This is a genomic window from Hoeflea sp. Naph1, assembly GCF_046837775.1.
Classification (GTDB): Bacteria; Pseudomonadota; Alphaproteobacteria; order Rhizobiales; family Rhizobiaceae; genus Hoeflea.
The window spans coordinates 3,067,572-3,089,996 of the sequence record NZ_CP177286.1 but is presented as its reverse complement, the minus strand read 5'-3'; the positions used below and the strand labels follow the sequence as shown (position 1 = coordinate 3,089,996).

Annotated in this window: 24 protein-coding genes and 1 tRNA gene; 17 read left to right on the top strand and 8 right to left on the bottom strand. The window is 59.2% G+C overall.

Annotation, left to right across the window (positions count from 1 at the left end):
• Positions 1–478 precede the first annotated feature (478 nt).
• The 4 genes from ACK6D9_RS14890 to gpt all read right to left on the bottom strand — a co-directional run bounded on the left by ACK6D9_RS14890 (position 479) and on the right by gpt (position 4,130).
• Positions 479–1,087: an NUDIX hydrolase gene (locus ACK6D9_RS14890; RefSeq protein WP_412049099.1), complete on the bottom strand. Its 609-nt coding sequence runs from the start codon at positions 1,085–1,087 to the stop codon at positions 479–481.
• Between the two features lie 163 nt (positions 1,088–1,250).
• Positions 1,251–2,954 (bottom strand): methyl-accepting chemotaxis protein, encoded by a 1,704-nt coding sequence (locus ACK6D9_RS14885; RefSeq protein WP_412049098.1) that lies wholly within the window; start codon positions 2,952–2,954, stop codon positions 1,251–1,253.
• On the bottom strand, positions 2,951–3,286 hold the full coding sequence (locus tag ACK6D9_RS14880) for a hypothetical protein (RefSeq protein ID WP_412049097.1): 336 nt from the start codon (positions 3,284–3,286) through the stop codon (positions 2,951–2,953). The genes ACK6D9_RS14885 and ACK6D9_RS14880 overlap by 4 nt, the downstream gene beginning before the upstream one ends.
• A gap of 346 nt (positions 3,287–3,632) precedes the next feature.
• Complete coding sequence (gene gpt / locus ACK6D9_RS14875; protein ID WP_322989180.1) at positions 3,633–4,130, bottom strand: xanthine phosphoribosyltransferase; 498 nt, start codon at positions 4,128–4,130, stop codon at positions 3,633–3,635.
• 189 nt (positions 4,131–4,319) lie between these two features.
• Here gpt and ACK6D9_RS14870 point away from each other — a divergent pair, with 189 nt between their 5' ends.
• Entirely contained in the window at positions 4,320–4,919 is a 600-nt protein-coding gene (locus ACK6D9_RS14870) for a LysE family translocator (RefSeq protein WP_412049096.1), read from the top strand.
• Between the two features lie 58 nt (positions 4,920–4,977).
• Here the strand turns inward: ACK6D9_RS14870 and ACK6D9_RS14865 are convergent, their stop codons facing one another.
• Together ACK6D9_RS14865 and ACK6D9_RS14860 are read right to left on the bottom strand one after the other, a co-directional pair.
• On the bottom strand, positions 4,978–5,820 hold the full coding sequence (locus tag ACK6D9_RS14865; protein WP_412049095.1) for a universal stress protein: 843 nt from the start codon (positions 5,818–5,820) through the stop codon (positions 4,978–4,980).
• Between the two features lie 106 nt (positions 5,821–5,926).
• Positions 5,927–6,688 (bottom strand): competence/damage-inducible protein A, encoded by a 762-nt coding sequence (locus tag ACK6D9_RS14860; protein WP_412049094.1) that lies wholly within the window; start codon positions 6,686–6,688, stop codon positions 5,927–5,929.
• A gap of 213 nt (positions 6,689–6,901) precedes the next feature.
• On the opposite strand from ACK6D9_RS14860, the gene wrbA reads away from it, so the two are divergent.
• Both wrbA and ACK6D9_RS14850 read left to right on the top strand, forming a co-directional pair.
• Complete coding sequence (gene wrbA / locus ACK6D9_RS14855; protein WP_412049093.1) at positions 6,902–7,501, top strand: NAD(P)H:quinone oxidoreductase type IV; 600 nt, start codon at positions 6,902–6,904, stop codon at positions 7,499–7,501.
• 140 nt (positions 7,502–7,641) lie between these two features.
• Positions 7,642–7,728, top strand: a tRNA-Leu gene (locus ACK6D9_RS14850).
• A 95-nt stretch (positions 7,729–7,823) separates the two neighbouring features.
• On the opposite strand, the gene ACK6D9_RS14845 is transcribed toward ACK6D9_RS14850, so the two are convergent.
• Positions 7,824–8,984 (bottom strand): CaiB/BaiF CoA transferase family protein, encoded by a 1,161-nt coding sequence (locus ACK6D9_RS14845; RefSeq protein WP_412049092.1) that lies wholly within the window; start codon positions 8,982–8,984, stop codon positions 7,824–7,826.
• A gap of 80 nt (positions 8,985–9,064) precedes the next feature.
• Between ACK6D9_RS14845 and ACK6D9_RS14840 the strand changes: the two genes are divergently transcribed.
• Positions 9,065–9,568, top strand: a complete 504-nt coding sequence (locus tag ACK6D9_RS14840; RefSeq protein WP_322989186.1) for a MaoC family dehydratase — start codon at positions 9,065–9,067, stop codon at positions 9,566–9,568.
• Between the two features lie 33 nt (positions 9,569–9,601).
• On the opposite strand, the gene ACK6D9_RS14835 is transcribed toward ACK6D9_RS14840, so the two are convergent.
• Positions 9,602–10,441 (bottom strand): amidohydrolase family protein, encoded by an 840-nt coding sequence (locus tag ACK6D9_RS14835; protein ID WP_412049091.1) that lies wholly within the window; start codon positions 10,439–10,441, stop codon positions 9,602–9,604.
• Between the two features lie 133 nt (positions 10,442–10,574).
• Here ACK6D9_RS14835 and ACK6D9_RS14830 point away from each other — a divergent pair, with 133 nt between their 5' ends.
• The 13 genes from ACK6D9_RS14830 (at position 10,575) to larA (ending at position 22,424) form a co-directional block, all read left to right on the top strand.
• On the top strand, positions 10,575–11,876 hold the full coding sequence (locus tag ACK6D9_RS14830; RefSeq protein WP_412049090.1) for an ABC transporter substrate-binding protein: 1,302 nt from the start codon (positions 10,575–10,577) through the stop codon (positions 11,874–11,876).
• A 74-nt stretch (positions 11,877–11,950) separates the two neighbouring features.
• The gene (locus tag ACK6D9_RS14825; protein ID WP_322989189.1) at positions 11,951–12,850 is read left to right on the top strand and encodes a sugar ABC transporter permease; all 900 of its coding nucleotides are present in this window, start codon (positions 11,951–11,953) and stop codon (positions 12,848–12,850) included.
• A gap of 4 nt (positions 12,851–12,854) precedes the next feature.
• Complete coding sequence (locus ACK6D9_RS14820) at positions 12,855–13,721, top strand: carbohydrate ABC transporter permease (RefSeq protein WP_267656096.1); 867 nt, start codon at positions 12,855–12,857, stop codon at positions 13,719–13,721.
• Positions 13,722–13,723: 2 nt separating this feature from the next.
• On the top strand, positions 13,724–14,815 hold the full coding sequence (locus tag ACK6D9_RS14815) for an ABC transporter ATP-binding protein (protein ID WP_412049089.1): 1,092 nt from the start codon (positions 13,724–13,726) through the stop codon (positions 14,813–14,815).
• 2 nt (positions 14,816–14,817) lie between these two features.
• Positions 14,818–15,930: a mandelate racemase/muconate lactonizing enzyme family protein gene (locus ACK6D9_RS14810; RefSeq protein ID WP_412049088.1), complete on the top strand. Its 1,113-nt coding sequence runs from the start codon at positions 14,818–14,820 to the stop codon at positions 15,928–15,930.
• Between the two features lie 10 nt (positions 15,931–15,940).
• On the top strand, positions 15,941–16,270 hold the full coding sequence (locus ACK6D9_RS14805) for an L-rhamnose mutarotase (protein WP_322989191.1): 330 nt from the start codon (positions 15,941–15,943) through the stop codon (positions 16,268–16,270).
• Entirely contained in the window at positions 16,263–17,330 is a 1,068-nt protein-coding gene (locus ACK6D9_RS14800; RefSeq protein ID WP_412049087.1) for a Gfo/Idh/MocA family protein, read from the top strand. The genes ACK6D9_RS14805 and ACK6D9_RS14800 overlap by 8 nt, the downstream gene beginning before the upstream one ends.
• Positions 17,331–17,333: 3 nt before the next feature.
• Entirely contained in the window at positions 17,334–17,786 is a 453-nt protein-coding gene (locus ACK6D9_RS14795) for a MaoC family dehydratase (protein WP_267652751.1), read from the top strand.
• Positions 17,783–18,094 carry a UxaA family hydrolase gene (locus ACK6D9_RS14790; protein ID WP_412049086.1) on the top strand — a complete coding sequence of 104 codons (312 nt, stop codon included), beginning with the start codon at positions 17,783–17,785 and terminating at the stop codon, positions 18,092–18,094. Before ACK6D9_RS14795 ends, ACK6D9_RS14790 begins: the two co-directional genes overlap by 4 nt.
• Positions 18,091–19,293: a UxaA family hydrolase gene (locus ACK6D9_RS14785; protein ID WP_412049085.1), complete on the top strand. Its 1,203-nt coding sequence runs from the start codon at positions 18,091–18,093 to the stop codon at positions 19,291–19,293. The genes ACK6D9_RS14790 and ACK6D9_RS14785 overlap by 4 nt, the downstream gene beginning before the upstream one ends.
• A gap of 21 nt (positions 19,294–19,314) precedes the next feature.
• Positions 19,315–20,052: an SDR family oxidoreductase gene (locus ACK6D9_RS14780; protein ID WP_322990950.1), complete on the top strand. Its 738-nt coding sequence runs from the start codon at positions 19,315–19,317 to the stop codon at positions 20,050–20,052.
• A 213-nt stretch (positions 20,053–20,265) separates the two neighbouring features.
• Positions 20,266–21,105: a fumarylacetoacetate hydrolase family protein gene (locus ACK6D9_RS14775; RefSeq protein ID WP_412049084.1), complete on the top strand. Its 840-nt coding sequence runs from the start codon at positions 20,266–20,268 to the stop codon at positions 21,103–21,105.
• 26 nt (positions 21,106–21,131) lie between these two features.
• On the top strand, positions 21,132–22,424 hold the full coding sequence (larA, locus tag ACK6D9_RS14770) for a nickel-dependent lactate racemase (RefSeq protein ID WP_412049083.1): 1,293 nt from the start codon (positions 21,132–21,134) through the stop codon (positions 22,422–22,424).
• Position 22,425 lies beyond the last annotated feature (1 nt).

Below are 22,425 nucleotides of genomic sequence, written 5' to 3'. Positions count from 1 at the left end.
CGCAGCCCATCTCAACTCGGTTACATGGTGTGGTTCCCGTTGGGGATCCTCTATATTGTGGTTAGGCTGGTTGCAAACACTAAATATAGTATTAACAGAAGGTTTTTTCCAGCCCCATTCGCATTCCGCGGTGCCAATTTCGGACAAAAAGATACACCCCTCCGACCGCCGTGCAACACGCACGAAGTCAGATTTATGGACCCGAAAATGACAGGATTTGACTGGCCTCAAAACATTCCAGCCACGCCGCCGCCGCAACGTTTGACCTATAAGCAGCGACTCGGGTGGATGCGTCAAGGGGTAGTTTATGTCTGATTAATGAACACCAGATGTTGTGAGTTGGTGTTGTGGAAAACGAGGACAAACAGGAAAATGCGGTCAATGGGGCTATGCGCGGGGGAAAAAATCCGGGGCAGGTTATGCCTGCCTGCAACCGGACAGACTTGCTGGTGTGGGGGGAACCGTCCTGAAACCGCCGTCATGCAGCCTTGTGGAACTGCAGGGCGTCGCGAATCACGTCCTTGAGCTCGATCTCGCTGACCAGGCTGATTGCGGCGGCGACCGGAAACCACTTGCGCCGGCGCTGGCCCTTTTCAGGCCACTGATCTTTTTGCTCGATCATTCGGACCAGATAGACCTCGACCTCGCACAGCGCGTTGCCGCGGCGCGGGCGATGCTTGACATAGCGATAATAGCCCACCGGGACGTCTGAAAAGACTTCGCCGATCAGGCCCGCTTCTTCCCAGGTTTCCCTCAGCGCCGCCTCTGCGCCGTCCTCGCCGTGTTCGACCCAGCCCTTGGGCACAATCCAGCGGCCAGTGTCGCGGCTGGTAATCAGCAGCATTTCCAGGTTATCGCCGGTCCCTCGGACCACGACGGCTGCGACCTGGCGTTTTGGCTTGCTTCCGCCGCCGACAGGGTGGCGGAACAGATCAAGCAGATTTTTCAGGCGATCGAATGCGGTCATCGTGTGCGAATCGGCTCCATGTCTGATTTTGGCACGGTTTTTGATCTTGGCACGGAATTGTGACTGATTTGAACCGCTGGAAGCGGTCATCACAGCCGCCGATGCCGGTTTGGCATTCAATTCGATGCCGGTTTTTGGTACTCAACCCCGAGGGGGGCGGGTGAGCCTGGAAAATCTGCAACTAAAAAAGGGACACAGCGCTAACTGTGCCCCTGATATAGTGTTTGAAGCAGTCAGTCCAAGATCTCAGTGGCCTGAATCCCGACTGCCGCCAGTCGGGAGATCAGAATTCGTCCCATTCCTGGGCAACAGCGGCTGCTGCTGCACCACGGCCGCCTGAATGGCGCACTGCCCTAGGTGTCTGTGTCGCCGGGTTCTGCGTGGCGACTGCGGGTTTCGCAGAGCTGGATGGCCGCGTTGTGGCCGATTCACTGACGCTGAAAACAGCCAGTTTTGCCACCAATCTATCGGCATCGGTGGCAAGGCCACGTATCGATTTGGTGGTATCAGAGACGAGGGCGGCGTTTTGCTGGGTCGTCTGGTCCATGCTGACCACTGCCGAGTTGATTTCGGAGATGTCGGTAGCCTGTTCACGTGCGGTGTCGACAATCTTGGCGATGTACTCGTTGATGTGCTTAACCTGATCGCCGATCGAGCGAAGCGCTTCACCGGTCTGATTGACCAGGGTTACACCACTGCTGACGTGGGTTGTTGAAGTTTCAATCAGGGCGTTTATTTCCTTGGCGGCGCTTGCCGAGCGTTGTGCCAGTTCGCGCACTTCCTGAGCCACCACCGCAAAGCCTCTGCCTGCTTCTCCGGCGCGGGCTGCTTCCACCCCGGCATTGAGAGCCAGCAGATTGGTCTGGAAGGCAATTTCGTCGATAACGGTGATGATCTGTCCGATTTGACGCGAAGATCCTTCGATCTCGGTCATGGCGCTGACGGCCCGGGAGACAATCTCTTCGGAGACGGAAGCATCTTTCGTCGCCTCGTCGACCAGACGACCAGCTTCCCCGGCACGCTTTGAGGCTGTCTGGACATTTTCGGTGATGCGCCCGATCGCTGCGGCGGTTTCCTCGAGTGAAACGGCCTGTTGTTCGGTGCGCTGGGAAATTCGCTCGGCATCATCGCATACGCCGTTGGAGCCTTCGCTCATCTGGCGGGCGGAGCCGCCGAGTTCAGCGACCAGCTGTTCGAGGGATTGCATGGATGAGTTGAAATCGCCTCTGAGAACCTCAAGCGTATCGTCAAAACGGTCGGTAATGCGGAAACGAAGATCTCCATCGGCCAATTGACGAAGCCCGCGGCCAAGCGATTCCATGGCAAACTGCAGGCGCTCGGTGTCTACGGCACGTTCGGCTTCGCGACGCTTGGAATCCTCGAGATTCTGTTGCTGGGCCTGTTCGGCCTTCTGCGACATCTGATTGGCCTGTTCATTGGCGATTTTGGTGTTGTTCATCGCTTCATCGTTCTGAGCGAAGGCACTGGCAAGCGAATGGACCAAAGCCAGCAAGGCGCCTGCTTCCAGAATGAGAATGACCGCATGCAGGATGACGCGGCTGATATCGGTGTCACCTGGAAATACGGCTGCAGGAATAACGAAGAACAGCACGAGATGGTGCACAGCCGTCAGACCCGCGAATGCGAGGATTGGCCGCCAGTCGACCCAGGATGCGCAGATCGCCAGGCTGGCGAAGAAATACATGTGCATGTCGATCTGGAGTGGCGATCCGGAAAACGCGTAGACCAGCAAGGCAACGCTTGCGGCGTGTGCGAGCGCTGTCGAAATCTGTGTTGCGGTGCCGGTTCGGTCACGCCACCAGGTCAACGTCGCAACACCGGCGATCGCGATGCCGCCGCCCAGGACAACAACCGGATCGGCGTCCATGCCCCACAAATAGCGAAGGGCCATCATGCCGACGTTGATCCATAACAGCGATACGATTGCAATGGCTGCGCGGGTGCGGAGCGAGGTCATGTAACTCATAGCGAAGGTGTACTCCTGCAAAAAAAGGCGAGACTGCCGTCGAGAACCAGCATTGCGCCGGATTTAAACAAGCGGAAAGCGAAGCCGGGTTCGTCGGAATGGGCTATTGCGGCGTAGGGCGCGCCGGTGCCGTTCATGACCGATCCACCGGCGTCAGCAATGACATTGAGGACCCGACCGGGTTCGCTCCAGGGAGGAACAATCACCAATGCCTGGCCGTTGCGTGGAACGATGGCGGCCGCCGACAACACAACAAGGATGACGGCAAGGTTGATGCCGACAATACGGTATTGCCTGAGTATGTTTTGGGACGGTAGCGTGGATTGCTGCATGAATGTGAATGATATGCCAGTAGGCCGCGATGCATGCCCCGTATGAGGCTTTAACAAGCTGATATCATTCCAGCTGGGTGATTATCTCTAATCGACCCATATTGATATAAATCCATATAAATATTGGTTAAAAGTAGCCCCTCAAATGAACCGGGTTTGTTGACTGTTCGAGATGGGCTGACGCTGTCATACACCAAGCCGGAGATGCCGCGGTGACGCCCCCGGACGCGTGAGACCCGAGAGTTATGCGGCCTGGTGATGATCATCGGTGCGACAAACGCATCGGAACTATTAATTGCGGCTGTTGATCAGCCTGGAACACCCAGTTCCTGAAGAAGCCGCCGGTTCAGCCGCGGGTATCCTTGGCGATCGGCTCGACATAGGCAAAACCCATGTCCCAGGGGAAATAGATCCAGGTATCCTGGCTGACCTCGGTGACGAAGGTGTCAACCAGCGGCCGGCCCTTGGGCTTGGCGTAGACCGTGGCAAAATGGGCCTTGGGCAGCATGGCCCGGACAATCGCCGCCGTCTTGCCGGTGTCGGTGAGATCATCGATGATCAGGACTCCGTCTCCCTCGGTATCAAGAATATCGACATTGATTTCCTTGAGAACCTGCATGTCGCCCTGGTTGACGTAGTCATGGTAGGAAGCCACCGAAACCGTGTCGATGCGGCGAATGTTGAGTTCGCGTGAAATGATAGCTGCCGGAACCAACCCGCCGCGGGTGATGCAGACGATGGTGTTCCAGGCCTGGCCGGAGCCGCTGAGCCGCCAGGCGAGCGCGCGCGCATCACGGTGGAACTGGTCCCATGAGACCGGAAACGCTTTATCTGGAAGAGACATGACGTGCACCCTCGCATTGGCAAGCGCCAGATCGCGCTTGCGTTTGAGCTCAATCGCCGCAAATAGCCGGAATTCAGGCGTGAGCGCAAGGGAGAGGCGGCGGCAATGAATATTGTCCCGGCTGAAATCGGGTGGCGACGGAACAAACGGAGGGCGAAACTGAGGCAACGCAATCCGGAGACATTTTCAATGACCGCCCTGGTCCTGTCGCTTGTGTTGTTTTTGTTTCCACTTGCCTATTGCCCGGGGCCTGGCAACATGTTTTTTGTGGCCCTTGGCTCACGTCACGGGTTTGCCTCAACAATCCCCCCGAATTTGGGCTATCATCTGGCTACCCTGATTTCGACGTTCCTGATTGGGCTGGGGCTGGTGAGTGTAATCGATCCAGGCTCGATGGTGTTTGAGCTGATGAAGGCGGCGGGATCGCTCTATGTATTATGGTTGGCCTACAAGATGCTGCGGGCTGGCGCTGATGCCAACGAGGCGGGCAAGGGATACGGGGCGGGTTTCAGGGATGGCGCGCTGCTTCTGATGCTCAATCCCAACGTCTATGTGATCATCCTGTTGATGTTAACTCAATTCGCGGGTGCCGGCCCCTTCGACCTATTGGGTCAGGTGGCGCTGGTCACAGCGGTGTTCACAATAAACAATTTTCTGGCGTTTGTGCTTTGGACGCTGGCCGGAGACCGTCTTGGAAGTCTGTTTCGCGGAAAATCCAGCGCACACATGCTCAATGCCAGCTTTGCCGCCGTGCTTGCCGGTGTGGCGCTATGGATGCATTTGAACTGATCCACCACGCGTCCTGATGCGCGGTCCGTGACGGACCGCGCAAGTATCGCACCTAGGTCTAGCGCGACATCAGAACCGCAACCGGGGTTCGGTCGAGGAATGCCCTTGTGACGCCGCCAAACAGCCACTCGCGCAGCCGCTGGTGGGTGTAGGCACCCATGATAACCAGATCGGCGTTGCTGGCAGTGACTTGCGCGGCGATGGCCTCGGCAGTTGAGCCCGAGCCCTTGGAGATCGTGGTCACATTGGCGTGGATGCCGTGGCGCGAAAGACTGGTGGCGATATCGGTTCCGGCCAGCGGCGCGTCGATATCGGGCAGTTTTTCGGCATCGACGATGACGATGTCGACGGACTTGGCCGCTTTGAGCAAGGGCAGGGCGTCGTGGGTGGCGCGGGCGGATTCGCGGGAACCGTCCCAGGCAATCAGGATTCGCTCGATCGGCGCCGCAAGTTCGCCGCTTGGCGGCAGAAACAGCACAGGACGTCCACCTTCAAACAGCAGTGCATCAATATTGGTCGCCATGTCTTCATCGGCATCGCGGTCGGGCTGACGCACCATCACCAGATCGCAGGAGCGTGAGGTGGTCAGCGCCGATACTGCGCTGTCGCCACCGGGCGAGCGGACCGGGCGCCATTCGTGCGACAGGCCGGCGGTGCTGCAGGCGGCCTTAAATGCGTCGCCGACTTCACGCATGCGCTGGTCGGCCTGCTCGTAAAGAGCTGCGATGGTGGCGGCGTCGGGCACGTCAATGGGGGCGGACAACACGACAAACTGCGAGGGTTCGCCATGGCAGCCGATCACATGGACGTTGTCGCTGGCCGCGAGCCCGGCAATGGCGGAGGTGACCGGCGCGACATCGGCCACGGTCGAAAGAACGGCAAGGATCGTATGAAAACCCATGGAAATAACTCCTCGAGAAGAATGCGGCGAAATTCAGGGACCCGACACCGGCCAGATCTCGTCCTGAAACCATGCGTCCGGTATCATGGATGTGCATTGATCCTTGTCAAACGGTAGAGGCCGTCTTGCGTGAGGCGATATCTGATACCATCGCCTCGACATCGGTCTTGGCGCTGGCAATGGCTTGCGGGTCACGACCCCGGATGACGATTTCGGTGGAGAAACTCTGTGCAGAATAGCGCGGATAAGAGCCGATATTGACGTCAGGATGAGCCTTGGCGATGACGGCCAAAGCGTCGCCGACCTCGCCCTCTCCGTACGGGCAATCCACCTTGTCGGACAGAATCTTGATCCCGGTCTGCAGCGTTGGCAGGACATTGTCGAGCATCGCCTGGAAGACCGCAGGAACCCCTGCCATTACATAGACGTTGCCGATAACAAAGCCCGGTGCGCCGCTGACCGGGTTGTCGATGTGGCGGCTGCCCACCGGCATCCGCGCCATGCGCCGCCGGGCTTCGGTGAATTCCATGCCGCGTTCGGCATACATCGCGCCCAGCAGGGCGATTGCCTCGGCATCATGGACGCAGGCGACGCCGAAGGCCGCGGCGATCGCGTCTGCGGTGATATCGTCGTGGGTCGGTCCGATGCCGCCCGAGGTAAAGACATAGGTATAACGCGCCCGCAGCGCATTGAGCGCCTCGACGATGCGCTGCTGATCGTCCGGCACGATCCGGACTTCCTCGAGCTCAATGCCGGCGGCAGTCAGCAATTCCGCCAGATGGCCGATATTCTTGTCCTTGGTTCGACCGGACAGGAGCTCGTCGCCAATTGCCAACGCGGCGGCTGTCACGTTCGCGGTTTCGCTCATGATCTTACTCCTGTGAAAAAGGCATTTCGGCCAATGGCCAATCATTCTGGATAGACCCGTTGCCCGCCAACTTGCAAGTCATGTCCGGCCGGATACGGGAATGAAAACTGGTGAACAATCTGTCGTGCGTTCTCGGGGTTTCGGTGAACGATATAGTCGCTATCTCGTTAGCCATGAACCGCCGCGGGCGGAAACCATGCGAAGGAGAATGAGATGACAAAAGTTCTGGTGCTTTACTATTCGAGCTGGGGTCACATGGAAGCGATGGCAAAGGCTGCCGCCAAGGGCGCCGCATCTGCCGGTGCGGAGGTGACGATCAAGAGGGTTGCCGAACTGGTTCCGGAAGAAGTGGCCAAGGCCGCCCATTACAAGCTCGATCAGGAAGCCGAAATCGCTCAGCCCTTGGAATTGGTCGATTACGACGCGATCATCTTCGGGGTTTCCACACGCTACGGCATGATGGCGTCGCAATTGAAGAATTTCCTCGACCAGACAGGCCCGCTGTGGGCCGAAGGCAAGCTGATCAACAAGGTGGCTTCGGTGATGGTATCGACCGCCACCCAGCATGGCGGCGCCGAGATGGCGATCATTTCCACGCAAGCAGCCCTGCAGCACCACGGCATGATCATCGTGCCACTGTCCTATGCCTACCAGGATCAGATGGGCAATGACGTTGTGCGTGGCGGTTCACCCTACGGCATGACCACCACCAGCAATGGCGATGGTTCGCGGATGCCGTCCGAACAGGAACTCGAAGGCGCGGAATTCCAGGGCAAGCGGGTTGCAGAAATATCCGCCAAGCTGGTCGCCTGACACCATCCAGACGTTATTTTGATCCGCCAGGCGGATGACTGAACGCCCCGCATCTTGTGCGGGGCGTTTCCGATTTGTCGTCTAAACCGCGTGGAGACACTTGCTTGCTGGTGAATGGTCGTTTACCGACTAGAACACGTGCGGACGTGGCGAAACTGGTAGACGCAAGGGACTTAAAATCCCTCGGCCGCGAGGCTGTACGGGTTCGATTCCCGTCGTCCGCACCAGATTTTCCGACGTGGTCCTGTATCATCCAGATCATCCCTGAAAATGTGGTTTCAAACGGGTCGGCGCCACCTTTGCAATGGCAGCGGGCCGGGCATCAGCTGTTGTATTCGCCGAGCCGTGGTGCGCCTCTTGGCGAGGTGAGTGTGCGACCGTCGATGCGGATCGGGCAGCGGGTGGTGGTCATGGTGGCACCGTCCTCGGAGGTCACCTGCTGCAGTGGATCGAGTGCTGCAAAGCCTTCTGTTTGAGACAGTCGCGGCCAGTCGAGTACTTCAGCACACCAGATGTCGGCGGGTTCAAGGCGGTCGAGCCAGGCTTGGGTCGTTCCGGTCTTGAGGAATTCTGCGAGAGCCGCCTTGATCTCGTCACGCTTGCTGAACGCGATGGCCGGGTCGCGGTAGGGCGCAAGCGCCTGACATTCCAGTAGATCGGCGAGCGTGGCAATCGGCGCCATGGCAATCGCCAGATAGCCGTCGGCGGTCTGGTAGATGCCATAGGGGGCGGCGCCATGGACGCTGGCATTGGCAATGGCGCTGCGCGGCGGTTGCTTTTTGTCGCCGTTGAAAAACGAGGTGAGCTGTTCGAACTGGGCATCGATCGCCGAACTCATCAGGTCGACTTCGACGAGACCGCCGCGACCGGTAACGCCACGGCGGACGAGGGCAGCGAGAATGCCCTGGACCAGATGGTTGCCGGTGGCCATGTCGAGAACCGCAAACGAGACCGGAACCGGGCCGTCGTCGCGGTTCCCCGAAAGCCATGTCAGGCCCGACAGCGACTGGACCAGCAGGTCCTGGCCGGGCTTGTCGCGCCACGGGCCGGAGTTGCCATAGCCGGTGACGGTGCCATAGACGATGCGCGGGTTGATCGCCGCAACGCTGGCATGATCGAGCCCGATGCGCTCCATCACGCCGGGGCGGAAATTGTGGATCATCACATCGGCGGAAGCGATCAGCGCCCGCACTGTATCAAGATCTTCGGGGTTCTTGAGGTCGGCTGCCATGCTGCGCTTGTTGCGGTTGATGGTGTGGAACAGCAGGCTGTCATCGCCAAACATCTGATCGGCTACCACCAGCTTGCGGCACAGGTCTCCGCCTTGCGGGCGCTCGACCTTGATCACCTCGGCGCCGAGATCGGCCAGGCGCAACGCCGCCATCGGGCCTGCCAGAAACTGCGCGAAGTCGAGAACCCGAAGTCCTTCCAGTGGCAGGGCAGGGGCCAGCGGCAGGGCAGGAGCGGGCTTTGTGTCAGTCATCGGCGCATCCTCTATTGTTTGTATGCGAAAACTAGTTTTATATAAGAATAACGTCAAGCGCTTCGAGGAGGTCAGACACCATGGCAGACGGTTACTACAGTGAAAAACGCGACATCCCTTTGTACAATGTCGAAACCTGGATGTACGAGGAGTTCGAGGTCGGCCAAAAAGTCCGCTCGATCCGCAGGACCATTTCGGAAGGCGAGGCGATGAGCTTCAATTGCCTGGTGATGGACAATCATCCCTATGTTGCCGACGAGATTTTTGCCCGTGAGGATGGAATGTTCAAGCGACGGCTGGTGGCCGGCGCGATGGTGTTCTCCTACGGGTTGGGCCTGATGGCCAACAACAACATCAATGCCTTCAGTTACGGCTATGACCGGCTCAGATTCATTGCGCCGGTGTTCATTGGCGACACCATCCACACGGTGCGTACCAATCTCGAGAAAACGCCGCGCACCGATGAACTCGGCAATGTGCGGGTGAGCTACGAGGTGTTCAAGGGCGAGGACGAACTGGTGCTCTACTGCGAGCATCTGCAAACGGTGAAATACCGTTACGGACGGCCTACCGAGGTCGCCTGATTCGGGATTTTCGAAAGATGTGGCTGCGGGCGGTCAGTCCGCCAGCCACAGTTTCTCGGCATTTTCATGGGTCAGCAACGCCCGCTCCCGAGCCGAGCAGTCCGCGATCAACGCCTGGGTTGCAGCCACCCATGTCTCGATACTGCCGCCCAGGGTTACGACCGGGCTGTCGCTGCCCCATACCAGCCGTTCGAATCCGAAGGCGTCGATCACCGTTTCGACATAGGGGCGCAGATCATTGAGCGTCCAGCGGTCGGGATCGGCATAGGCGATGAAGCCGGAAACCTTGGCAATCACATTGGGGCGCTTTGCCAATGCGCGCAGATCCCGGGCCCAGTTGGCATGGTCGCCGCCGCGAATATCGGGCACGCCGCCGTGATCGAGTACGAAGGTTACATCGGGGCAGGCGTCGGCCAGTTCCGCAGCAATTGGTAATTGCCGGGCGAGAAAACACATATCGAAGGTCAGGCGGGTGGTTGCGAGCCGGTTGAGGTTGGCGCGAAACAGAGGCTGGCGGGAAACTTCGTCGGGCACCACATGCAAAACCCGGCGCAGACCCCTTACGGCAGGGCGTTGCAATACTTTCTCCAGGTAAGCCGGAAACTCCTCGTTTTCCGGCCGGCAGGATGCGATGGCGCCGCAGATCAGGCTGTCGGGCAGAGCCATCAGTTCCTCCACCATTTCGGTTTCGGCCATCTGCTGGGCCGGTGCGACATCGACTTCCATGTGCAATGTACGGGTGATGCCGACCCGGCGGGCAGTGCGGGAGTAGTCCTCGTAAGATGCATTGGCGCGCAGGGCCGGTGCTTCATCAAGCCAAGGATATTCGAGCCTGTCCATGTCGATCAGATGCAGATGGGTATCAAAAAACATCGCCGGTACGCCTTTCGTCGAGGTAGATTTGCCTTGACCATATTTGAAAGTTACGTTTACATACAAAAATCTCTAGCGAATTGGAAGCGCTTGTTGTGACGCCGCGCCAGAGGATTTGAATCGGGAGGACATTATGAAACGTTCGCATTTGCACCTTACGCTTGCCGCGTTGTTGCTGAGCACAGCCTCAGCCGGCGCAGGCCAGTTTGATGGAATAACGCTCGAAGCCAAACTGATTGGCGGCGAGCAGTACGAAAAACTCTACAGCCGTATCGCCGAGTGGGAAAAAGAGACCGGCGCCACGGTGCAGATCATCTCGAAGAAGAATCATTTCGAGCTGGACAAGGAATTCAAATCCGATCTCGCTGCCGGCACCACCGGCTGGTGTGTCGGCTCCAACCACTCGTCATTCGCCTCGCAGTACCCGGCGCTTTACACGGATTTGTCCGCGCTGATTCCGGCCGATACAGTGGCCGAATTTGTGCCTGCCAACATTGCTGCGGCGACGCTGGATGGCAAGCTGGTGATGCTGCCGCGTGCGCAGTTCGATGTTTCGGCGCTGTATTACCAGAAGAGCCTCTATGAGGACGCCGACAAGGCTGCGGCGTTCAAGGAAAAATACGGCTATGATCTGGCCCCGCCTGAAACCTGGGACCAGTTCCGTGAACAGGCTATGTTCTTTGCCGATCCGCCGAATTTCTATGGCACGCAATATGCGGGCAAGGATGAAGCGATCAATGGCCGATTCTATGAGCTGATCGTCGCCAATGGCGGCAAGATGCTCAACGATGACTTCTCGCCTGCGTTCAACTCGGATGCCGGCAAGGAAGCGTTGCAGTGGTTCGTTGATCTCTACAAGGCAGGCGCGGTTCCTCCGGGCACGACCAACTATCTGTGGGACGATCTTGGCAACGGCTTTGCGTCGGGCACGATTGCGCTGAATCTGGATTGGCCGGGATGGTCGGGCTTTTTCAACGATCCGTCGGCGTCCAAGGTGGCGGGCAATGTTGGCGTGGCGCCGGCACCCAAGGGGTCGGCCGGCGTGCGGACCGGTTGGTCCGGCTTCCATGGCTTCTCGGTCACCGAGGCTTGCGCCGACAAGGAAGCAGCCGCTTCGCTGGTGGATTTCCTGACCAATGAGGACAGCCAGAAGCTCGAATCAAGCGCAGGTCCGCTGCCGACACGATCGGCTGTGTGGGACTACGTGATCGAGCAGGCCAAGGATGATGCCTACAAGAACGAAGTTCTGCAGGCTTTCCAGGAAACCGCCAAGACAGCGTTTCCGGTTCCGCCGACACCATACTGGATCGAAGCGGGCAACCTGATCTTCCCGGAACTGCAGGCAGCTATCCTCGGTGACAAGACCGTCGATCAGGCTCTGGCAGATGCATCGGAAGCGGTTGACGAGATGATGCAGGATAACGGCGTCTACTAGGGTCTCCCAAGACCTCGCGAAGCCGGGCACATGGTGGCCGGCTTCGCCTTTTTCCTCATGCGATACGGGACGTGATGATGCGACGGCTCAAACTGCCGCCCTGGCTTAGTCTATTATTGCCGGCTCTTATAATCCTGGCTGCAGTCGTGCTGGTGCCGCTGGTGTTATCTTTCTATTCGAGCTTCACAGCCTACCGGCTGACGAGGCCTGAGAGCATCTTCACCTGGATCGGGCTGCGCAATTACGTGCGGCTGTTCGGTGACGCGGGATTCTGGTGGGCCTTTGGCCGCACGGTTTTTCTGCTGACAGTGGCGCTCAATGTGGAGATGTTGCTGGGGCTCGGACTGGCGCTTCTGGTCAACAAGGTGACATGGGGTCAGCGCGGCCTGCGCACCATCATGATGTTTCCAATGATGTTTTCGCCGATCCTGGTCGGTTTCCAGTTCAAGTTCATCTTCAACGACAATATCGGGTTGATGAACAATGCGCTGCAGTCGCTCGGGCTGACCGAGGCCGCTATTCCCTGGCTGGTCGATGGCAAGCTGGCGATGTTCGCGATCATTTTTGCCGAAGTCTGGATGTCGACCTCGGTCTTTGCCATCCTCATCCTTGCCGGGTTGTTTGCGGTCCCGCGTGATCCGCTGGAAGCGGCCAAAGTCGATGGCTGCACCTCATGGCAGACATTCCGGCACATCACGCTGCCGTTCATCATGCCGTTCATCAACATTGCTCTCGCCATCCGCAGCCTCGATGTGGCGCGAGCCTATGACATCGTCAAGATCATGACCAATGGCGGGCCTGCGCATCGTACCGAGCTGATTTGGACGATGCTGGCGCGGACCGGCTATGTCGATGCCAAGATGGGCCTGGCCAACGCCATGGGCTATATCTCGATCGTCCTGGCGATCTTCTTCACCATCTTCTTCTTCCGCAAGCTCAGTGCGTCGCGGCAGGTTGTCGGAATGGGGGACTGATCAGATGGAACTCAACGCCAAACACCGTTTCAATCGTCGTGCATTGAAGCTCGCCCATTTCGTGGCGCTGTTTATCGCGATGTCGATCATCTGCCTGCCCGGGCTCTGGGTGGTGCTGAACTCGTTTCGGCCAACCGTCGAGATCATGGCAAAACCGCCGGTCTGGATCCCCAACGAGCTCAATCTCGACCACTACCGCGCCATGTTCGGTGCTGCGGGCGAGGGCGGCATTCCGGTGATCCGCTATTTCACCAATTCGTTGATCATCTCGGTGACCTCTACTGTCATTGCCATTCTGGTCGGCATGGCCGGTGGCTATGCGTTCGCGCGCTACCGGTTCCGCGGTAAGGCGGCGATCTTTGTGGGCATGATGCTGACCCGCGCAGTGCCCGGTATTGCCTTGTCGCTGCCGCTGTTCATCGTTTTTGCCAGGCTCGGCATCATCGATACCCATTTCGGGCTGATCTTGGCCTATGTCGCCATGAACGTGCCGTTCACGATCTGGCTGATCGACGGGTTCTTCCGGCAGGTGCCGCGGGAACTGGCTGAAGCCGCTGAGATCGATGGCTGCACCCGCTGGCAGGCGTTCTGGAAGGTCGAGTTTCCAGTAGCCAAGGCCGGGGTTGCCTCGGCCGGCATCTTCGCCTTTCTGACATCATGGAACGAATATGCGCTGGCCAGCCAACTCACCCGGTCGGTCAATTCCAAGACCATGCCGGTTGGCCTGCTCGATTTCACTTCGGAATTCACGTTGAACTGGGGCGGGATGTCGGCGCTTGCGGTGGTGATGATCATCCCGGCGCTGATCCTCACCTTCCTCGTCCAGAAACACCTCATTGCTGGCCTCACATTCGGAGGCGTCAAGGGATAGTCATGGCTCAGGTCCACCTTAAAAACGTTGAAAAGAAATATGGTTCGCTGCGCGTCGTGCATGGCATCGACCTCGACATCGCCCATGGAGAATTTGTGGTTCTGGTCGGTCCCTCCGGTTGCGGCAAGTCGACCACGCTGCGGATGATTGCCGGACTGGAGGATATCTCTGGCGGCGAGGTCTATATCGGTGACGCGCTGGTCAACGATCTGCCGCCGCGGGCGCGCAACATCTCGATGGTGTTTCAGAATTATGCGCTCTACCCGCATATGACCGTGCGTGAAAATCTTGGTTTCACGTTGAAGATCGCCAAGAAAACACAGGAAGAGATCGATGCAGCCGTGCATGCGGCGGCAACCATCCTGAGCCTCAACGAGTATCTCGACCGTCGGCCCTCCGAACTATCCGGTGGCCAGCGCCAGCGCGTCGCCATGGGGCGCGCCATCGTGCGCCATCCCGACGTGTTCCTGTTTGACGAACCGCTGTCCAATCTCGACGCCAAGTTGCGTGCGCAGATGCGGGTCGAAATCAAGAAACTGCACCACAAGGTGAAGACCACCATCATCTATGTGACCCACGATCAGGTCGAAGCGATGACGCTGGCCGATCGTATCGTCATCATGCGCGATGGCATTATCGAACAGCAGGGCACACCGCTCGAAGTGTTCGAGAACCCGGTCAACACCTTCGTCGCCACCTTCATCGGATCACCGCCGATGAACCTGATTTCGGCCACGATTGCTGCGGGTGGTGACACGCTTGAGATGGCGGAAGGCGTGCAACTGCCGCTGCCGTCAGCCTTCAAGGGGCTGAAGCCCGGGCGCAAGGTCACGCTCGGTTTCCGCGCTGACAATCTGATGCCGATCGGCCATGCCCTGCCGCAGGGCAGCGAGAGCGCCGAGATCGACATGACGATGTCGTTGACCGAACCGCTTGGCGCGGAAACGCTGCTCTTTGGCGAAATCGCCGGAGAGCAGGTTCAGGCCAAGATGCTCAACCCGCGTCCTGTCACCATTGGCGAGACGCTGCGTTTCCAGCTCGATCTGGCCAAGTGCCATCTGTTTGATGCTGAAACCGAACAATCGCTGAGGTAGTCATGGCCATTATCGAACGCGTCGAAGTTTTCATGGTCGATCTCAAGCCGAAAGTCTTGCGGACCGACGCCATCCAGTCGTTTGAAAGCCAGGAAACGCCGATCCTGCGGATCACCGATGCTGATGGCGCCACCGGCACCGGTTACAGCTACACCATCGGGCAGGGCGGACCGGCGATTATGTCGCTGTTGCGCGACACGCTGGCACCGCGGCTATTGGGGCAGGATGCGGAGAACATCGAGCGGATCTGGCGAGGGCTCTTGTTTTCAACCCACGCAACCGCGGTTGGCGCGATCACTTCGTTGGCGCTGGCTGCCGTTGACACTGCGCTGTGGGATCTGCGCTGCCGCCGCGCCAAGCTGCCGCTTTACAAGATGGCCGGTGGCGCCAAGGACAGCGTGCCGATGTACACCACCGAAGGCGGCTGGCTTCATATCGAAATCCAGGCGCTGGTAGATGATGCGCTTGCGGCACAGGCCCAAGGCTTTTCCGGCTCCAAGATCAAGATCGGTCGTCCGCATCTGAGCGAAGATGACGCGCGCCTTCGTGCCGTGCGCGAGGCGGTCGGCCCGGGCTACGAGATCATGACCGATGCCAACCAGGCATTTTCGCGGGCTGAAGCCACACGTCGCGCGAAGGTGCTTGAGCGGCATGATATTGCCTGGTTCGAGGAGCCCATGCCCGCCGACGATGTGATGGAGCATGTGCGGCTTGCGGCCTCGACCAGTGTGCCGATAGCGGTTGGCGAGAGCATGTATTCGATCAGCCAGTTCAAGGATTACCTGACGCTGGGCGGCGCCTCGATCGTCCAGGTCGATGTGGCCCGCATCGGCGGCATTACGCCATGGCTCAAGGTGGCCCACATGGCCGAGGCGCAGAATGTGCCGGTATGTCCGCATTTCCTGATGGAACTGCATGTGAGCCTGGTCTGCGCGATCCCCAATGCGCCGTGGCTGGAATACATTCCGCAGCTTGATTCACTCACCACCGAAGGCATGGAAATGAAGGACGGGCGGGCGATCCCCTCGGCTGAACCGGGCCTTGGCATCGCCTGGGACTGGGACGCCATCGCCGCTGCCAGGATCGATGGCATGTCGATCGATATCTCGGCTTAGGAGCAATATCATGCAGCGAATGGGAATGGTGATCGGGCTGAATCCCGAAAAGATTGCGGAGTACAAGAAGCTCCATGCTGACGTCTGGCCCGGCGTGCTGGCCAAGATCAGCGAATGCAATATCCGCAACTACACGATCTTCCTGCGCGAGCCGGAAAACCTGCTGTTTGGCTATTGGGAATACCACGGCGAGGATTTTGCCGCTGACGCCGCGAAGATGGCGGCTGATCCGGAAACCCAGCGCTGGTGGGATGTCTGCATGCCCGCTCAGGTGCCGCTGGAAAGCCGCGCCGAAGGCGAGTGGTGGGCAATGATGGAGGACGTGTTTCACCATGACTGACAAAACATCCTTGCCCGCACTCAAGCAAAGCTGGCCGCGTCCGGCGCAGGCAATGCCGATCGTCATTTTCGGCGCCGGCTCGATTGTTACAGACGCGCATCTGCCGGCCTATCGCAATGGTGGTTTTCCGGTGGCCGGCATCTACGATCCTGATTTCGAAAAGGCACGGGTGCTGGCCGAAAAGTGGGGCGTTAGCGCTTACGAGACGGCTGAGGCCGCGGCTGCACAGCAAGGTGTGGTGTTTGATCTGGCGACCCCGCCCGACGTCCATGCCGGCATTCTGCGGCAATTGCCTGAAGGTTCTCCGGTGCTGCTGCAAAAACCGATGGGCAGCGATCTCGCCGGTGCCACGGAGATCCTGGAGATCTGCCGCGAGCGCAAATTGCGTGCGGCTGTCAATTTCCAGCTGCGGTTTTCGCCGATGATGCTGGCGCTGCGCGATGCCATCGATAAGGGCCTGCTCGGTGAAGTGGTGGATTTCGATGCCTGGCTGGCGCTCGATACGCCTTGGCATCTGTGGAAATTTCTGGAAACCGCGCCGCGGGTCGAGATCTCGTTGCACTCGATCCACTATCTCGATTTCGTCCGCAGTATCCTCGGCAACCCCGAAGGCGTGCATGCCAAGAGCCTGGGCCATCCTTCCTCCAAGATCGCACAGACCCGAACCGCCGCAATTCTCGATTATGGCGCGCGCACGCGTTGCGCGCTTTCGATCAACCACAACCACGCTTTCGGGCGCAAGTTCCAGGCCTGCGAATTTCGCATCTGTGGGCTTGAGGGTGCTGCCTATGTCAAGCTCGGGGTCAATCTCGATTACCCGCGCGGCGAGCCCGATGAATTGTGGCTCAATACCGGTGGCGAATGGCAGCAGGTTCCGCTCGAGGGCGCCTGGTTTCCTGACGCCTTTACCCACCGGATGGCTCAGCTGCAACGCTTTGCCGCCGGCGAGGAGGACGAACTGGTCTCTGGGGTGGAGGATGCCTGGTACACCATGGCAGTGGTCGCGGCCGCCTATCAGAGCAGCGCATCGCCGGCGACGCCGCTGGCCACCAAGGATTGAGATATGCATACCGAGAAGATCTATTATGAAGACTACGAGCTTGGTGCATCGCGCGAAACGGTGGGACGCACAATTACAGAGACGGACTTCGTGGTTCATGCCGGTCATACCGGCGATTTCTTTCCCCATCACCTTGATGCCGAGTTCTGCAAGACGTTGCCGTTCGGTCAGCGCATCGCCCATGGCACGATGGTGTTTTCAATCGGCATCGGGCTCACCGCCAGCGTCATCAACCCGGTCGCGTTTTCCTATGGCTACGACCGGCTGCGCTTTATCCGGCCGGTTTTCATCGGGGACACGATCCACACGAGAGTGACGATTTCCGACAAGAAACCGGATCCCAAAAGGCCCGGCAAGGGACAGGTGATCGAGCGTTGTGAAATCATCAACCAGAAGGATGAAACGGTTCTGGCGACTGATCACATTCTACTGGTCGACATGAAGGATGCTGCATGATGGATTCTTTTCTGCGACTTCACCCTGAAGACAATGTGCTGGTGGCGTTGAAAATGGTGGAGGCCGGCACTCCGATCTCCATTGGTGGCCACGATGTGGTGCTGACCGACAACATCGCCCGGGCTCACAAGATCGCCGCATCTCCGATTTCAGCCGGTGATGTCATCGTCAAATACGGAATGCCGATCGGCCGTGCGACCGCCGACATCGCGGTCGGGCGGCATGTGCATGTTCACAATATCCGTAGCGACTATACGCCGACCTATTCGCTGCGCGACACCGACGGCGTGGAAAGGAAATCATCATGACCGGCAGCATCATGGGGTACCAGCGCAAGGACGGCCGGAAGGGTATCCGCAACACGATTGTGGTCGCCTATCTGGTCGAATGCGCACATTTTGTCGCCACCGAAATCGCCCAGGAATTTCGTGATCAGGATGTTCAGGTCATCGGCTTTCCCGGCTGTTTTCCCAATGAGTACGCGCAGGTAATGATGGAGCGGCTGTGCACCCACCCCAATGTCGCCGGCGCGCTGCTGGTTTCACTGGGATGCGAGAGCTTCAACAAGCCGAGGTTGCACAATGCCGTTGAAGCCTCGGGACGACCGGTCAATACGCTGGTGATCCAGATGAACAAGGGCACGGCCAAATCGATTGCCGCGGGTCGGGCCTGGGTCAAGGACGCACTCGATCAGGTTGCCGATGTACCGCGTGCGCCGATGGCGATGAGCGAACTGGTAGTTGGCACCATCTGCGGCGGCTCGGACGGCACCAGCGGTATTAGCGGAAACCCCGCAGCAGGCAAGGCGTTCGACCTGCTGGTAGAGCAGGGCGCTGCCTGCATCTTCGAGGAAACCGGCGAACTTATCGGTTGCGAAGAAGTGATGGCGGCGCGCGCCGAAACGCCGGAGCTCGGCGACGAGCTGCGCGCTGCCGTGGCCAAGGCCGCGCATTATTACGATACGCTGGGCTATGGCAGCTTCGCCGCCGGCAACGCCACCGGCGGATTATCGACAATCGAGGAAAAATCGCTCGGCGCCTATGTCAAATCCGGTGACTCGCCGATTTCCGGCCTGATCAAGCCGGGCGACGTGCCGCCGCGCGGCGGGCTTTATCTGATGGATGTGGTACCCGATGGCGAAGTGCGCTTCGGGTTTCCCAATATTTCCGATAACGCCGAAATCGTCGAGATGATTGCGAGCGGCGCGCATCTGACGCTATTTGTTACCGGGCGCGGCTCGGTGGTGGGATCGGCAATCTCGCCGGTCATCAAGATTTGCGCCAACCCCGACACCTGGAACGCGATGAGCGACGACATGGATGTCAATGCCGGCGCGATCATCGAAGGCCAGGCCACCCTTGATCAGGTCGGGCGCGAGATCTATGACACTGTCGTCAATGTGGCGTCGGGTCAGCCCACAAAATCAGAAGCCCTGGGACACCGGGAATTCATTCTGACGTATAAATCCTTCGACCCAATCGGACCCGCCTGCCTTCCGGCTGCGTAGGTCAAGTTTCTGGAGAAACAAATGCAAAGACTGAAAGGCAAGACCGTTCTTGCAACGGCAAGCGCTCAGGGTATCGGCAAGGCCACGGCGCTGCGCATGGGACAGGAAGGCGCCCGTGTGATTGCAACCGATGTAAACGAGAAGGCGCTCGCCGCGCTGCAAGGCGAGCCGGGAATTGAAACCCGCAAGCTCGACGCCACCGACAAGGCGGCGATCGCAGCGCTGGTGGCCGAGATTGGCCAGATAGACGTGCTGTTTAACTGCGCAGGATTCGTTCATGCCGGCTCGATTCTCGACGCGACCGAGGAAGAATGGGATTTCGCGTTCAACCTCAACGTCAAATCGATGTTTCACATGATCCGAGCTGTTCTGCCGGGCATGCTCGCCGCCGGTGGCGGCTCGATCGTCAATATCTCGTCGGTGGCCGGTGCGGTGACCGGACCGCCAAACCGGTTTACCTACAGCGCCACCAAGGCGGCGGTTGCGGGGCTGACAAAGTCGGTCGCGGCCGATTTCATCAAGCAGGGTGTCCGGTGCAATGCGATCTGTCCGGGGACGGTCGAAAGCCCATCGCTGGAAGATCGGATGCGCGCCCAGGGTGATTATGAAACCGCCCGCAAGGCGTTTCTTGATCGCCAACCGATGGGCCGACTCGGCAAGCCTGAAGAGATTGCAGCGCTTGCCACCTATCTGGCCAGTGACGAGGCTGGCTTCACGACCGGCCAGTTGCATGTGATCGACGGCGGTTGGACCACCTAGCGATCTCGGCCGGATGTTTGCATTCGGCCCTGGCCAACCTGGACATCGACTTTTTGCGGGTAGCGGAACAGATTCCGTACCTGCAAAAAGCGAAGGAATGTGTATTTTGCCCGTGGGAGTCGGCGTTCGGATAATGCTGCGCGCGCGGGCAACACCATGGAGGGCCTGCTGTCAGAGCTGACGGCAGGGTCTGTGTTTCAACAGGAGAATGGTATGAAATTCGTGCGTTTTGGTGAGGCGGGTCAGGAAAAGCCCGGCGTTCTGGACAAAAATGGCAATATCCGGGACCTTTCCGGCAAGGTTTCGGACTTGTCGGGTGCCGCGCTGAGCGATCTCGACGCGCTCAAATCCGTCGACATCGAGAGCCTGCCGCTGGTCGAGGGATCGCCGCGGTTTGGCGCCTGTGTCGCCGGAACCGGCAAGTTCATCTGCATCGGCCTGAACTATTCCGACCACGCTGCCGAAACCGGTATGCAAGTGCCACCGGAGCCTGTGATCTTCATGAAGGCCACCAGCTCCATTTGCGGCCCCAATGATCCGATCATCGTGCCGCGCGGTGCGGAAAAGACCGACTGGGAAGTCGAACTCGGCGTGGTCATCGGCAAGCCTGGAAAATACCTCTCCGAAGCCGACGCGCTGAACCATGTTGCCGGCTATTGCGTCATCAACGACGTTTCCGAACGCGCCTTCCAGGCCGAGCGGGCCGGGCAGTGGACCAAGGGCAAGTCGTGCGACAATTTCGGCCAGATCGGCCCCTGGCTGGTGACGCCGGACGAAGTGGCTGATCCCCAGAACCTGGGCATGTGGCTCGATGTCAATGGCAAGCGGATGCAGGACGGCTCGTCGAAGACCATGGTCTACGGCGTTGCTCACCTGATCAGCTATCTCAGTCAATTCTTCACACTGCATCCCGGCGATATCATTTCCACCGGTACACCTCCGGGCGTCGGCATGGGCATGAAGCCGCAGCAATATCTCAAGCCTGGCGATGTTGTCGAACTTGGCATTGAAGGTCTTGGCGCGCAGCGTCAGGACGTGGTCGCGGACGCCTAAGCCGACAAGCGGGAAGGGACAGGTTCATGCAGATTGAGCTCGCCTACGGCCAAAGCGGCATGATGCTGGATGTTCCCGCTGGTATCGAGACGACAATTATCCGCAAGAAACCATTGCCCGTGCCGGACGATCCGGCGCGGGTGATCGAGATGGTGTTGGCGAACCCGATTTCCGCCGCACCGCTGAGCGAAGCCGGTCGGGGTGCCAAGACTGCCTGTATCCTGATCTGCGACATTACACGGCCGGTGCCCAACCGGCTGTTCCTGCGTCCTGTGATCGAACAGCTGACGGCGGCCGGCGTGCCGCTCTCGGGCATCACCGTGCTGGTGGCAACCGGGCTGCACCGGCCAAATCTCGGCGATGAGCTGGCAGAGCTTGTCGGCGACCGTTGGGTTTTGGAAAACGTGGCCTGCGTCAATCACTATGCCCGCGAGGACGCCGATCATGTGATGCTGGGCACGACGCCGGGACGCGGGGTGCCGGTGGGGATCGACAAGCGTTTCGTCGAGGCCGATATCCGTATTGCCACCGGGCTGGTGGAGCCGCATTTCATGGCCGGCTATTCCGGTGGCCGCAAGGTGATTGCCCCGGGCGTGGCCCATCATTCTACCATCCGTACCTTTCATTCGGCGCGGTTCATGGAAGATCCGGCGGCCTCGAGCTGCAATCTTGATAACAACCCTTTGCACGAGGAGCAGCTTGAGATCGTGCGCATGCTGGGCGGCACCATCTATGGGCTCAACACGGTGCTCGATGAGCATCGTAACCTGATTTTTGCGAGCTTTGGCGAGATCATCGAAAGTCATATGGCAGCGGTCGATTTCGTGCGCGATTCGATCGAGGTGAAGGTGCCGCGCAAGTTTGGCATGGTTGTCACCAGTGCCGCCGGTTATCCGCTCGACCGCACCTATTATCAGACGGTCAAGGGCATGGTGACGCCGATCGATATTCTGGCCGAGGGCGGCACGCTGATGATCGTTTCCGAATGCGGCGAGGGTATCGGCTCGGACGAATTCCGCGCAGCTCAGCAACGGCTGGTCACGCTGGGGCCGGATGCGTTTTTGAAAACGCTGCTCAAGAAGGATTTTGCCGATATCGACGAGTGGCAGACCGAGATGCAGCTAAAGCCGATGCGGCTGGGCACCATCGTGCTGGTTGCGCCGGAACTGAGCGAGCAGGACCGCGCCGTTACCGGGGTCGAGTGTCACGATGACCTCAATACCGCTGTCCGGCTGGTTCTGGCGCGCACCGGGTTGCGTGAACTGGCGGTGGTGCCGGAAGGGCCCTATGTGGTGCCATTTCACGAGGCCGCCGAGTGAG